The organism is Sinorhizobium chiapasense, assembly GCF_045277575.1.
Taxonomy (GTDB): domain Bacteria; phylum Pseudomonadota; class Alphaproteobacteria; order Rhizobiales; family Rhizobiaceae; genus Ensifer; species Ensifer chiapasense_A.
Genome location: NZ_CP144206.1, coordinates 2,611,169 through 2,625,408, shown reverse-complemented (window position 1 = coordinate 2,625,408; position 14,240 = coordinate 2,611,169). Strand labels below are relative to the sequence as shown.

General features: G+C 61.2%; 9 protein-coding genes. 4 read left to right on the top strand and 5 right to left on the bottom strand.

Translation table 11 applies throughout. The annotated features are described in order from the left end of the window. Nucleotides 1–37: 37 nt before the first annotated feature. The 5 genes from selA to fdnG form a co-directional block, all read right to left on the bottom strand. On the bottom strand, nucleotides 38–1,453 hold the full coding sequence (selA, locus tag QM996_RS31030; protein ID WP_334197612.1) for an L-seryl-tRNA(Sec) selenium transferase: 1,416 nt from the start codon (nucleotides 1,451–1,453) through the stop codon (nucleotides 38–40). A gap of 89 nt (nucleotides 1,454–1,542) precedes the next feature. After that, a complete protein-coding gene (gene fdhE / locus QM996_RS31025) occupies nucleotides 1,543–2,460 on the bottom strand; it encodes a formate dehydrogenase accessory protein FdhE (RefSeq protein WP_334197611.1) in 918 nt (305 codons plus the stop codon). Nucleotides 2,461–2,510: 50 nt separating this feature from the next. Beyond that, nucleotides 2,511–3,230: a formate dehydrogenase subunit gamma gene (locus QM996_RS31020; RefSeq protein ID WP_334197610.1), complete on the bottom strand. Its 720-nt coding sequence runs from the start codon at nucleotides 3,228–3,230 to the stop codon at nucleotides 2,511–2,513. Then, nucleotides 3,227–4,168: a formate dehydrogenase subunit beta gene (gene fdxH, locus QM996_RS31015; RefSeq protein ID WP_334197609.1), complete on the bottom strand. Its 942-nt coding sequence runs from the start codon at nucleotides 4,166–4,168 to the stop codon at nucleotides 3,227–3,229. Before fdxH ends, QM996_RS31020 begins: the two co-directional genes overlap by 4 nt. Nucleotides 4,169–4,180: 12 nt before the next feature. Beyond that, a complete protein-coding gene (gene fdnG, locus QM996_RS31010; RefSeq protein ID WP_334197608.1) occupies nucleotides 4,181–7,267 on the bottom strand; it encodes a formate dehydrogenase-N subunit alpha in 3,087 nt (1,028 codons plus the stop codon). Between the two features lie 612 nt (nucleotides 7,268–7,879). Between fdnG and selD the strand changes: the two genes are divergently transcribed. The 4 genes from selD to QM996_RS30990 all read left to right on the top strand — a co-directional run bounded on the left by selD (nucleotide 7,880) and on the right by QM996_RS30990 (nucleotide 14,236). After that, nucleotides 7,880–8,938, top strand: coding sequence for a selenide, water dikinase SelD (gene selD / locus QM996_RS31005; protein WP_334197607.1), 1,059 nt, complete (start codon nucleotides 7,880–7,882; stop codon nucleotides 8,936–8,938). A gap of 605 nt (nucleotides 8,939–9,543) precedes the next feature. Continuing rightward, a complete protein-coding gene (locus tag QM996_RS31000; RefSeq protein WP_500270451.1) occupies nucleotides 9,544–12,594 on the top strand; it encodes a GAF domain-containing protein in 3,051 nt (1,016 codons plus the stop codon). Further along, nucleotides 12,591–12,980: a response regulator gene (locus tag QM996_RS30995; RefSeq protein WP_334197605.1), complete on the top strand. Its 390-nt coding sequence runs from the start codon at nucleotides 12,591–12,593 to the stop codon at nucleotides 12,978–12,980. The genes QM996_RS31000 and QM996_RS30995 overlap by 4 nt, the downstream gene beginning before the upstream one ends. After that, the gene (locus QM996_RS30990) at nucleotides 12,977–14,236 is read left to right on the top strand and encodes an adenylate/guanylate cyclase domain-containing protein (protein ID WP_334197604.1); all 1,260 of its coding nucleotides are present in this window, start codon (nucleotides 12,977–12,979) and stop codon (nucleotides 14,234–14,236) included. Before QM996_RS30995 ends, QM996_RS30990 begins: the two co-directional genes overlap by 4 nt. Nucleotides 14,237–14,240: the final 4 nt, after the last annotated feature.

The following is a 14,240-nucleotide window of genomic DNA, read 5'->3' as shown; positions in this document are numbered from 1 at the left end:
CCCTCGGGTGGCCTTCCAAAGAGACGGCTGAGAAGGTTCACAATGAAGCTCCCTCTTCTGCCAACGGCTCGAAACGCGCGAGATTGGCGATGAAGCCCTCCTCGTCCTCGAGGCAGCGGAAGTCCAGAATGAGCGACCCGCGTTCGATGCGGCCGATGACCGGCATCGGCAGGCGCCTCAGGGCCGCGGCCAGTTCGGCAAGCAGGCGACCGCTGCCGGACAATGGCGCAAGCGCCAGGCCCGCACTCGGCACGGTGACGAGCGGCAAGGCGCCGGAACCGATCTGGCTGCCGCAATCGATGACCGAGACTTTGAATGCACCATTTACCGCCCTCTCCACCGGGGGGCATAACCGCTCGGCCTGCTGGCGGATCTCGGCCCGCGGACGCGCGAGCAGACGCATTGTTGGAAGGCGCTCGCTCAAGCGGTCCGGGTCGCGATAGAGCCGAAGCGTCGCCGCCAGTGCCGCCAAGCGGATCTTGTCAAGGCGCAGCGCCCTCTTCATCGGGTTCCTGTTGATCCTTTCGAGGAGGTCCACGCGCCCGACGATGAGGCCGGCCTGCGGTCCGCCAAGCAGCTTGTCGCCGGAAAAAGTGACGATATCGGCGCCATCAGCGACCGCTTCGGCGACGGTCGGTTCATGCGCGAGCCCGAAGCGGTCGAGATCGGCCAGCGTGCCGGAGCCGAGATCGTTGATCAGCGGCAGCCCGCGCTCGCGGGCGATTGTCGCCAGCTCGCGCGCCCCGACTTCCTTGGTGAAGCCCTCGATGCGGTAGTTGGAGGTGTGGACCTTCAAGATCAGCCCGGTCTCTGGCCCGATGGCATCCCTGTAGTCCCGGGCATGGGTGCGGTTGGTGGTGCCGACCTCGACAAGACGGACGCCGGAGCGCTGCATGATATCCGGCATGCGGAACGCCCCGCCGATTTCGATAAGCTCGCCGCGCGAGACGATCGCCTCTTTGCCGGCCGCCAGGCTGTTCAATGTCAGCAACACGGCGGCGGCATTGTTGTTGACAACCGTCGCATCCGCCGCACCGGTACGCTCGCAGATCAGTGCCCTTAGATGATCGTCCCTCTCGCCGCGTCTGCCGCTCTCGAGGTCGAATTCGAGCGCGACTGCTTCGCGCATCGCCGCCGTCGCGGCATCGATTGCCGCCTCCGCCAGCAAGGCGCGGCCGAGATTGGTGTGGAGCACTGTTCCCGTCAGGTTGAACAGCGGGCGCAGCGTCGATCGATCATTTCCCTCGAGTGCCGCGACGGCAGCCGTGGCAATGGCGTCCGGAGAGGGAACCTCTTCGCCTTTACGCACGTCCTCCCGGGTCATGACGAGGACATTCCGCAAGGCATCGGTCACAGCTCGCCGCCCAAAGCATTCGATCGCTTCGACAAGCGGCGCCGATCTCAGAAGCTCGTCCACCGAGGGGATGTCACGCAACCTGGCATTGGCGTCCATTCCGGCTCTCCCTAGGGCGCGCGCCTCGATTCTAGCAAGTTAGAGCGGGATGCCGGCGGAAAAACCGCTCAGACTTTCCCTATCCCGCTCTAGATTCCGGCCAGAAGCGGTGCAAACCCGCCCCGGCGATAGGGACCTTCGCGCATCAGGAGATCGAGGCTGAGACTTGCAACATCGTCGGCAATCGGCTCGGTCGCCGGTGCTCTGTTCTGATAGAAGATCTTCGTCCAGCCACGGCATTCGTCGCAGGTTTCGGCCTTGACGGTGCCGCCGTGGTTCTCGATTTCGCGATAGGCGATCCCCTTGGTGGAGCCGCAAAGCACGCACTTGATGCGGACATAGTGCCAGAGCGTCGAGCAAAGCGAGCAGCAGCAGAAGCGTGCGCCGTGACAGCCCGCCCAGCCGACGACCATGGATGATGCGGGCCTGCCGCCGCAGGCCGGGCAAATGCCGTCGGCGACCGGCCTTAGCGTGGCGGGATCAAGCACGGATGCCAGCCGAGCGAACTGCACCTGAAGCGCGGCCCAGACGAAGATGTGCTCGGCAACCGCGTCTCCAGGCAATGAGCCGGAAAGGACGGTTCCGGCCATGGCAAGGCGTGCTTCACGATCGGCGCCGATCACCCGAGCGAGAGCCCCTGCGGCTGCAGCCGGCTTTTCGATCGCGTCAGCGGCGGCGAACAGTCGATCGAATATGGCGTGGATTGTTTCGCCATCCTCGATCCTGTTGCAGTGGAGCGGCGGCATTTCGAACTCGTGGGCGCGCAGGAGCGTCGCGGCGTCGGGGCTCTCGGCGGGCGGGAGGTCGGCTTGGATGAGGTGCTGCGCGGTCGTCAGTCCCGCAAGGAAGTTGAGATAGGGTGCAAGCCCGCTCGCCTCGGCCAGATGACTGAAACGCGTGGCTCGCGTGGCAAAGAGGGACGCGGTGTTTGGCAGGCGTACAAAGGGTGGCGAGGAGACGTCTCCAATAGCGGTCGGATCGGGCGCTGCGGCGTCTTTGCGTGTCATCACACTCCCTCACGAACCCGACGGGTCACGTGATGCGAACCCTGAAGCAACTACTCGGCTGCGGTCCTCTTCTTGTCGTCCGTCGGCGCATCCGCCGGCGATTTGGAAACGAGCTCGCGCAGCCACTTGCGGTGATACCGCCATGCCCAGCCACCGGTCACCGAGCCGCGTACCATCCCGCGTATCGTACCCTTTACCCAGATCGCTGCATAGACGTGGGTGATCCAGACGCTGATCGCGACGATGGCGGCGATCGAGTGCACGAGAAGGGCCCATCGCTGCTGCTCGATCGTGGTGTAAGCCGCGAAATACTGATTCCATATGACGATACCGGACCCTATCAGCACGATGATCAGGATCGACATGGACCAGAAGACCAGCTTCTGCCCGGCATTGTACTTGCCGACTTCAGGCAGGCGCTCATCATGGGCAGCGAGCACGTCGCGCACGCGTGCAAGCCAGGTGCCGTCTTCCCGTTTCCAGAGATTGAGCTTCCAGAAGCGCAAGAAAAGACCAAGGAAGCTGAAGAAAAGGACGACACCGATCCAGGGGTGAATGGTCCGCACCCATTGACCGCCGCCGAAGAGCGCGGACAGGAAGAACAGCCGCGGGTGGAAGAGGGATAGGCCGGACAGCGCGAGCAGTACGAGGCTCGTGGCGGTGATCCAATGGTTGATCCGCGCGCCGCCGGTATAGCGATCGACCGTGACGGGTTTGCCGGGGTGAACGCTGTCGCCTTTCCCGACGTCATATCCAGTATCCGTACTCATGAGGACCGATCTCCCGTGAGCCGCTGAGCCGCCTCCTCGTCTTCTTCGGAAACGCGGTTCGGGCCGTTGACCATGTAATGCAGGAAGCCGGTGACCGCCGCGACGCCCATGACGGCGAGGCCGGCATATTTCGTCACGCCCTTCCACGCCTCGACGATCGGGCTGATCGTCGGATTGTTGGGCAGACCGGCATAGATCTCCGGCTTGTCGGCATGGTGCAGCACATACATGACATGTGTGCCGCCAACCCCCGGCGGATCGTAAAGGCCCGCATTCGCAAAGCCACGAGACTTCAGGTCGGTGACCCGTCCCTCCGCATGTTTCTTCATCTCCTCCTTGGTGCCGAAGACGATCGCCTGCGTCGGGCAGGCCTTGGCGCAGGCCGGTCCCTGGCCGACGGCGATGCGATCAGAGCAAAGCGTGCATTTGTAGGCGGTGTGATCGACCTCGGAAATCCTGGGAATGTTGAACGGGCACCCTTTGACGCAATAGCCGCAACCGATGCAGTTCTCGTGGACGAAATCCACGATGCCGTTCGAATATTGGACGATAGCACCGGGTGCCGGGCACGCCTTGAGGCAGCCTGGGTCCTCGCAATGCATGCAGCCGTCCTTGCGGATCAGCCATTCCAGATTGTTCGTATCCGGATTCTCCCACTCGGTGAACCGCATCAGCGTGAACATGTCGGGGGTCAGGTCGTGTGGATTTTCGTAGACGCCCGTATTGCTCTCGAGTTGCGGATGAGTGTCGTTCCATTCGATGCAGGCCGATTGGCAGGCCTTGCAGCCGATGCATTTCGAGACGTCGATGAGTTTCGCCACCTCGGTCTGTCGCTGGGCCGGCGGCGTCACGGTCGACGCCGATCTCCGCATCAGGTCCTTTTCGCCGAACTTCGGTTGTTGAGGTACGGTGGTGGGGTTTGGGACGGGCGGGAACATGGTTCATGCCTCCTACGCCACCGGCCCGGCAATGGGCTCGATATTGACCAGGAACGCCTTGTATTCCGGCGTCTCGATGTTGGCGTCGCCGACGAAGGGCGTCAGCGAGTTCGGACCAAAGCCCTTCCTGGCTGCGCCGGTGAAGCCCCAGTGCAAGGGGATGCCGACGACGTGGACGGGCTTGCCGTCGCAGATCAGCGGCTTGATCCGCTTGGTGACGACCGCCTTGGCCTGGATCGATCCGCGCTTTGACCAGACGCGCACCCAGCCACCCTTGGTGATGCCCTTCTCGGCCGCGAGTTCCTCCGATATCTCGACGAAGAATTCCGGCTGCAGCACGGCGTTCACCCGGACATGCTTGGTCCAGTAATGGAAGTGCTCGGTCAGCCGGTAGGAGGTCGCGGCATAGGGGAACTCCTTCGAGGCGGCCTCGGCAAACTGCTCGAAGTCGCCCTTGAACACCCGCGCCGCCGGATTACCACGCACTTTCGGGGCGACGAGATTGTCGAGCGGCGATTCGAACGGCTCGTAATGCGCCGGGAACGGACCGTCGCGCATCATTCCCCTTGTGAAGAGGCGAGAGACCCCTTCCGGGTTCATGATGAACGGCCCGACGTCCCCAGGCTTTGCCGTCGGCGCAATGTCGGGCACGTCGTAGCCCGACCACTTCGTCCCGTCCCATTCGATTATCTTGCGGCTCGGATCCCATGGCTTGCCATTGAGGTCCGCCGAGGCCCTGTTGTAGAGGATGCGGCGGTTGGCGGGCCAGGAGAACGTCCACTTCGAATAGGCGCCGGTCTCGTCCGGGTCCGACGTGTCGCGCCGGGCCATGTTGTTACCGTTCTCATTGAAGCAGCCGGAATAGACCCAGCAGCCGCACGTTGTCGAGCCGTCGTCACGCAGTGCCGCAAAGCCGGGCAAGAGCTTACCGGCCTCCGCCACGACCTTCGTCGGGTCGGCTGTATCGTAGACGGTGGCAAGCGCCCTGCCGTTGATCTCCTTGGCAAGCTCCTCGGCGGTCGGCTCATTTGGATCGGCATAGGCCCAGTCGAGATTGACGATCGGATCCGGAAACTTTCCGCCTTCCTTGCGGTAGAGCTCCTTCAGCCGCATATGGATCTGCGCCATGATCCAGTTGTCGGTCATCGCCTCGCCTGGAGGCGTGCCGCCCGGCCAATGCCACTGCAGCCAACGGCTGGAATTGGTGAGCGAACCTTCGTCTTCGGCGAAGCAGGTGGAGGGAAGCTGGATCACTTCCGTCTGGATCTGCGAGGGGTCGACATCGTTGTACTCGCCGTGGTTCTCCCAGAAACGCGATGTCTCGGTGTCGAGCGGGTCCATGGTGACGAGGAATTTGAGCTTCGACAGGGAATCCGTCACCTTTTTCCGGTTCGGGGCGGCCAGTAACGGGTTGAAGCCCTGGCACATGTAGCCCGTCATTTTGCCCTGGTTCATCAGATCGAAGGCGCGCAGGATGTCGTAGCCGGGGACATCGAGCTTCGGCAGCCAGTCATAGGCGAACTGGTTTTCCGGTGTCGCGGCAGCACCCCACATCGCCTTCTGGAAGCTGACGAAGAACTTCCGGTAGTTCTGCCAGTAGCTCATCTGGTTGGGGCGCAGCGGCTTGAAGCCGCGTGTCGACATGTAGGTCTCGAGATCGGCCTCCTTCTCGTTCGGTATCGTCAGGTAGCCTGGCAGGAGGTTCGACATCAGCCCGACATCGGTGAGGCCCTGGATGTTCGAATGGCCGCGCAACGCATTCATGCCGCCGCCGCGCATGCCGATATTGCCGAGGATCAACTGCACCATCGCCATGGCGCGGATATTCTGCGAGCCCTTGGAATGCTGCGTCCAACCGAGCGCATACATCGAGGTCATCACCTTGGTCGGCGACGAGCATTCCGCGATCATCTCGGCCACCTTCAGGAACTTGTCCTTCGGCGTGCCGCAGATGCGCTCAACCAGTTCGGGGGTATAGACGGAGACATGCTCTTTTAGCAGGTTCCAAACGCAGCGCGGATTGGTCAGCGTATCGTCCACGACCGCATAGCCGTCGGGGCCAATAACATAGTCCCAGGTCGATTTGTCATAGTCGCGCTTCGCTTCGTCATAGCCGGTGAACAGCCCGTCCTTGTAGGCGAAGCCGTCCTTGACGATGTAGCTGGCATTGGTGAACGCCTTGACATAGTCCCACTGCACCTTGTCGTTCTGGATGCAGTAGTTAATCACGCCGAGCAGGAAGGCGATGTCCGTGCCCTGGCGGATGGGCGCGTAGAAATCAGCGACTGATGCGGAGCGGGTGAAGCGCGGATCGACGACGATGAGCTTCGCGCCACGATTGGCCTTCGCCTCGGTCACCCATTTGAAGCCGCACGGATGCGCTTCTGCGGCATTGCCGCCCATGATGATCACGAGGTCGGTGTTCTTGATGTCCGTCCAGGAGTTGGTCATTGCGCCGCGGCCGAATGTTGGAGCCAAACTGGCTACCGTGGGGCCGTGTCAGACACGCGCTTGGTTGTCGAAGACCAGCATCCCGGCACTGCGGACGACCTTGTAGGTCTCCCATGCCGTTTCGTTCGTTGTCGCCGAGGCCGCGAGGAAGCCGGTCGTTATCCACCGGTTCACCGTCACGCCATCCTTGTTCTTCTCCACGAAATTGGCGTCGCGGTCGTCCTTCATCAGCCGGACGATCCGGTCAAGGGCGTCATCCCAGCTTATTCGTTCGAACTTGTCCGACCCCGGCTTGCGGATCATCGGATATTTCAGCCGCGTGTCCGACTTCACGAAATCGAGCAGCGCCGCCCCCTTGGGACACAGCGTGCCGCGGTTGGTCGGATGGTCGGTGTCACCCTCGATATGGATGATCTCCGCCTGCTCGCCCTTCTCCCGGTCGCCCTTCGAATACATGATGACGCCGCATGCGACGGAACAATAGGGACACGTGTTGCGGGTTTCGGTGGTGTTTACCAGCTTGAAGGCGCGGATCGCTTCGGCATGCGCCGCCTCGATGTCACCAAAGCCAAGAGCACCGAGCGCCGTGACCGCAACCCCGGCACCGGCTGCGCCGAGAAATTGGCGCCGCGAGAGTTCCATGTTCATGCCATGATACCTCCCTGAATACCGGCTTTGCCAACAGGGGCGCGCCGGAAACCTTGGTACGCCTTCGCATACTCAGGCATAACTCGGCCTTTGAAATTAAAATCTTAGCTGTCCGTTTTCTATTGTCAATTTAATAAGAAAGATAAACGTGAAAGCCATTCTCTAGTTAAATCCAAAGCCATCATATATTTGAACTGGCGGCCATCGCCCCTGTTGCGGGACATAAACGAAACCCGAATTGACGCCCTATTCGCGATCGACCATATTCAATTCATGAGCTTGCTCGCCGCTCCCGAGTTTCGGGGCGCTCCACATCGAGCTGACATTGCGCCGCCGCAGCCGGCGATCGCTTCGAATTGTGCCCGCTCATATTCTGCAACATTCGAGCAGACGAACCGGCATCCGACTCCCGCAAGTATCCGCCGGCGGAAGTCAGTTCAACAAGGCCCGACTACAGTAACTTCAAAGTGCTACGGCGACCTGTGCGTATGTGATTGGAAGCACAGGCGCGCTCGAGCCGTATCCGACTGAATGCGTGGTCCGCTCGCGTCAAATTTGTGACGGACTGGGAGCGGGCTGAAGATTCATCCTTGCGAAGCATGGGAGGCAATCATGGACACCTCGACTGCAACGACGCCCCTCCGGCTGACTGCACTTGCCCACGGCGGCGGCTGCGGCTGCAAGCTGGCGCCCTCGGTCCTGCAGCAATTGCTTGTCCATCAACCCACGGGCGACTTCGCCCAGCTTCTCGTTGGTACGGAGACGGGCGACGACGCCGCGGTCTGGCAGCTTGACAATGAAACCTGCGTAGTCGCGACCACTGATTTCTTCATGCCGATGGTCGACGATCCCTTCGATTTCGGCCGGATCGCGGCGACCAACGCCATCTCCGACGTCTATGCCATGGGCGGCAAACCCATTATGGCGCTCGCCATTGTCGGCATGCCGATCGCCAAGATGCCGGCTGAGATGGTGCGGGAGATCTTGAAAGGCGGCGCCGCAATTTGCGCAGAGGCAGGCATTCCGGTGGCGGGTGGCCACTCAATCGATTCCCCCGAACCTATCTATGGCCTGGCGGTGATAGGAACATGTTCGGCAGCCAGCATTCGGCGCAACAGCAGCGCCCGAACCGGCGACGCGCTGATCCTGACAAAGGCACTCGGTGTCGGGATCTATTCAGCGGCCTTCAAGAAGGGGGCACTGCCATCGGATGCCTACGCGGAACTCATCGCGTCGACGACGCGTCTCAACAGTATCGGCACGGAACTCGCCACGGACCCTGACGTGCACGCCGTCACCGACGTCACCGGCTTCGGTGTGCTCGGTCACGCTTTGGAGATGGCACGCGGATCAAAAAAGCTGTTATCGCTGAAGGCGCGCAACTTTGCCTTCTTTTCCCGCTGCGCCGAGCTCGCCGAGCAAGGATTCGTGACCGGCGCATCCGATCGAAACTGGGCCAGTTATGGCACCGAGGTCTCTTTGCCAGATGCTCTCCCGATGTGGCAACGTCACATCTTGACCGATCCCCAAACCTCCGGCGGTCTTCTTGTGTCATTCAGCGCCCATCGAGCGCAGGATCTGCTTCATCACATCGTTGCGGCAGGCTATCCCGCCGCCAGGATCATTGGTGAGGTCGAGGAAGGCGAGCCTGGAGTTCGCATCGTTGCCTGACCGCCGGTCGATCTTCTGGAGCATTGGTTTGCTCTAGCAACGGAACAAATCTGCCAGATCGGGTGGCGCTTGACGCGTACGTACTCGCGGCAGCCGTGTTAAGTGGAGCACTTGCGAAGAGCGAAGTAGACGTCGGTGCCGCGGCTCTGGTCGCTATTGGCTCCATGGGTGGCGGACCGTACTCGGCCTCACGATTCAGAGGCGGCCTTGCCATTTGGGTTTGGCGCTGGCGCGTCTCTCGTGTCGCGAGGCGGATGTGTTTGTTCGTCGGACTTCGGCTCGGCGTTGTGCGGATCGCGATTGCGGTCCGCCTGCGATTTCGGGTCGCCCTTCCTCGGCGGCACAGGAACTTTCTCTGACATCACGTTATGCTCGCGCCTTTCACTGCAAAACTGACTGACGGAACTAAAGTTCCGCTCGAGCCGGTAGTCTCATCGTCAAGTGTAGTTGCCGCCTGGGCCAAACGCCGTCAGACGAGCATGGCAGTGAAGTAACCTCGTCACACCTTATCAGTTGGAGTATTCTATCCACTCTGGCGCCGGCCATGGCGCACCCAGTGGTGACGGAAGCGCTCGACGCAAGCTGATTGCATGGGGGATACTGCAGTGGAGGGGCGCGAGGCGGATGAATCAAGCGTCAGTCTCAGACGCCAGGTCGAACTGCTGAAGCGGGAGCTTGACGAAGCCCTCGAGCAACAGGCAGCGACGAGCGAAATATTGCGGGTCATTCCGACCTCGACCAGCTCCGCGCAGCCCGTCTTCGATGCGATAGCGAAAAGCGCAGCGAGGCTGTGCGCGGCAGAATTCTGTTTTGTGTTTCGGTTCGATGGCGAGCTCCTACACGCCGTCGCCTATCACGGCATATCGCGCGAAGGCATTGAAGCGGCCCGCGCCAGTTTCCCGCGGAAACCCTACAGGGGCTATGTAACGGGGCGAGCCGTTCTCAGCGGTGCCATAGAGCAGATTCCTGACGTATTTGCCGATCCTGAATACCAGTTGCTGCCCCTGGCGAAAATCGTGTCCTATCGCAGCTCGATCGGCGTACCGCTGATGCTGACCGGGCGTCCGATCGGAGCGATCGGCGTTAGTCGCCGTGCGGTCGGATACTTTCCAGAAAGGCAGATCAAACTCCTGCGAACCTTTGCCGATCAGGCCGTGATCGCGATCGAGAACGTCCGTCTTTTCGAGGAGGCGCAAGCGCGCAACCGAGAGATTGGCGAGGCGCTCGAACAGCAGACGGCGACCAGCGAAATACTTCGCGTCATCTCGACCTCACCGACCGATGCGCAGCCCGTGTTCGACACGATCGCCCAGCGCGCCGCCCGGCTGTGCGGCGCGCAATTCTGTCACGTGTTTCGCTATGATGGCGAGCTGTTGCATTTCGTGGCGCATCACCGGCTGGAACCCGAGAGCGCGGTGCTTCCAGCCCCACCCGGTCGAGGCACTGCGGCCGGGCGCTCGATCCTCAGCCGATCGGTGGAACAGATACCGGACCGGCTCGTCGATCCGGAATACGTGATGCATCCCGCCATCAGGGCTCAAGCGTCTAACCACCGAAGCCTGCTGGCCGCACCTATCATGCGCGGCGGTGTTCCCATCGGCACCATTGTCGTGGCACGAACCGAACCAGGATTGTTTCCCGATCGGCAGGTCGACCTCCTCAAGACCTTCGCCGACCAGGCCGGAATAGCGATCGAGAACGTTCGACTGTTTTCGGATCTGGAGGAACGGAACCTCGACCTCAAGGAGGCACTGCAGCAGCAAACCGCGACAGCCGATGTCCTCAAAGTCATCAGTCGGTCGACCTTCGATCTCCAGACGGTGCTGGATACGCTTGTGGAATCGGCGGTGCGGCTATGCGAGGCCTATGATGCAGCCATTTTCCTGAAGGATGGAGACACTCTCTACTTGAGGGCGCATCACGGCCCAATACCGATCGATTTCGTCGGCTGGCCGGTGTCGCGGGGCTGGGTGACCGGGCGGGCCGTCGTTGACAGAAAACCAATTCATGTGCCTGACCTGACGGCCAACGCCATCGAATACCCAGAGGGACAGAGCATGGCCGTGCGGATGGGGCATCGCACGATCTTGGCCGCGCCCCTGCTGAGGCAACAGGAGGCTATCGGTGGCCTCGTCATACGACGAACTGAAGTCAAACCATTTGCCGAGAAGCAGATCGACCTTCTCCAGACCTTTGCCGACCAAGCGGTCATAGCAATTGAGAACGTGCGGCTGTTCGACGAGGTGAAGTCGCGGACCGCGGAACTGGCCGAAGCGCTGAAGCAGCAGACCGCAACGGCGGACGTACTGAAGGTCATCAGCCGCTCCGCATTCGACCTGCAATCGGTTCTGGATACCCTCGTAGCGTCCGCTGCCCGTCTTTGCGAGGCAGACATGGCTACGATGACCCGGCCGATGGGTGACGCGCACTATCCTGTCGCCCGCTTCGGCTTCTCGCAGGAATTCGACCAATATTTCCGAGCGCTGCCGCTAGAGCCGGGGCGCGGCAGCGTAGTCGGGCGAACCCTGCTTGAGGTCCGGCCGGTCCAGGTCGTCGACGTCCTCGACGATCCGGAGTATGCCATGCCGGAAGCGCAAAGACTTGGCGGATTTCGTAGCGTACTTGGCGTGCCGCTCCTTCGCGAAGGAAGCCCGATCGGGGTACTCGCATTGGCCCGATCGACCGTGCGGCCCTTCACCGATAAGCAGATCGAGTTGGCATCGACCTTCGCCGACCAAGCGGTGATCGCGATCGAAAATGTGCGTCTTTTCCAGGAAGTGCAGACGAGAACCGAGGAACTGTCGCGCTCCCTTGAGGAACTCAAAGCCACGCAGAACCGGTTGATCCAGACGGAAAAGCTTGCCTCGCTCGGACAACTGACCGCCGGAATCGCGCACGAGATCAAGAACCCGTTGAACTTCGTGAACAACTTCTCGGCGCTGTCGGTGGAGTTGCTCGAAGAGCTTCAGCAGGCGCTCGACGGCGCGGTGGCCGACGGCGCGCCGCGCGCCGAGATCGACACACTCGCCGAGACGATAAAGGGCAATCTGGAAAAGATCGTCCAGCACGGCAAGCGCGCCGATTCAATCGTCAAGAACATGCTCCTGCATTCGCGTCAGGGGACGGGCGAGCGCAGGCCGACCAATATCAACGCCATCGTCGAGGAGAGCCTCAATCTCGCCTATCATGGCGCTCGAGCGGAGAAGCAGGGGTTCACGATCACGCTGGAGAAATCACTCGATCCGGCGGCCGGGGAAGTCGATCTATACCCGCAGGAGATCACGCGCGTGCTTCTCAACCTTATCTCCAACGGCTTCTACGCGACGAGCAGCCGCGCGGTGTCCGAGGTCGCCGACAGTTATGAGCCGACGCTCGCGGCGGTGACCAGGGACCTCGGAGACAGCGTTGAGATCATCATCCGTGATAATGGAATCGGAATCCCGACAGAGGTGAGGGAGAAGATGTTCAATCCTTTCTTCACAACCAAGCCTGCTGGCGAGGGAACGGGTCTCGGCCTGTCGCTCAGCCACGACATAATCGTCAAGCAGCATGCCGGTTCGATCGAGGTGGACTCTGAGCTTGGTCATCACACCGAGTTTCGCATTCGACTGCCGCGGATTACCCCGGCGAAGACCACGCCGGAGGGCAGAACATGAGCCTCCTCATCCTGGTGGTCGACGACGAGCCTGACGTCGAATTGCTTTTCAGACAGCAGTTCCGCCACGACCTGCGCGCCGGCCGCTTTGTCATGGAATTCGCGCGATCAGCGTCATCCGCACTCGTAAGGATCGCCGATGCAGGCGACGTCACGCTCATCCTCATTCTGTCCGACGTTAACATGCCAGGCATGAGCGGGCTCGAGTTACTGCCGAAGGCGAAGAGCGTACGGCCTGATGTGCCGGTGATCATGATCACCGCCTATGGCGATCCGGATACGAAGCGAAGAGCCATGGAAAGTGGCGCAGAAGCGTTGCTCACCAAGCCGATCGACTTCAGCGCGTTGCGAGAAGAAATCGACAGTCGAGTTGGGCCCGCCGCATGAACACGAGCATACTGGTTGTGGACGACGAGCCGGACCTGGAGATGCTTCTTCTCCAGAAATTCCGGAAGCAGGTCCGTGACGGATCATTGCGTTTCCTGTTCGCCCGCGACGGAGTTGACGCTCTGGCCGTGCTTGCCGCCAACCACGACGTGGATATTGTGCTGAGCGACATCAACATGCCGCGTATGGATGGCCTGTCGCTGCTGGCGAAGCTTCAGCAGATGGACGAGGATCTATCCACGATAATCGTCTCCGCCTACAGCGATATGGCCAACATCCGCATCGCGATGAACCGCGGCGCCTATGATTTCGTAACGAAGCCGATCGATTTTCCCGATCTAGAGGCGACAATCGTCAAGACGATCCACCATGTGGAGACGTTGCGTGAGGCGCAACGCAGGCAGTCTGCGGCCGAGCAGGCGCGCGCAGCGCTTTCCCGTTACTTTTCGCCAAACCTTGCCGAACGCCTGGCCAATGGCGCCGACGCCCTTGATCTTGGCGGAAAGCGCCGAAATGTTGCATCACTCTTTACCGATCTGACCGGATTCACCACGCTGGCGGAAACGATCGAGCCGAATGTGCTTGGGCAACTGCTCAATGATTACATCGTCGGCATGACGGACATCGTGTTCGCCCACGACGGTACTGTCGCCAAGGTCATTGGCGACGCACTGCATGTCCTTTTCGGTGCGCCGGTCGATCAGTCGGACCATGCCAGCCGCGCGGTCGCCTGTTCATTCGCACTTGACGCTTTCGCACGGTCTTTTCGAGAACACTGGCGCAGAAAGGGAATAGCTCTCGGCCACACCCGGATTGGTGCACATGCTGGTACGGCCGTAGTCGGCAACTTCGGCGGAGGAAAGTTCTTCGACTATAGTGCCTACGGCGACACCATCAACGTTGCCGCGCGTCTGGAAGCGGCCAACAAGTCGCTTGGCACGCGTATTTGCGTGAGTGGCAGCCTCGCGGCGAACATGCAGGGGTTTTGCGGTCGCCCCGTTGGCGACCTCCTGCTTAGAGGCAGGGTGGAGCCGATCCGCGCGTTCGAGCCTCTTGACGCCGAAATCTATGCCAGTGGCGCAACGCAGGCCTATGTGGCTGCATTCGAAGAGCTGGAAGCCGGCGATCCTCGTGCCATAGCTTCATTCGCTGCGCTGGTCGGTCGCAATCCGGAGGACCCGCTCGCTGGCTTTCACCTGAAGCGACTCATGAACGGCGAATTCAGCGCAACGATCAACCTCAAGAATTTCCACTGATCGG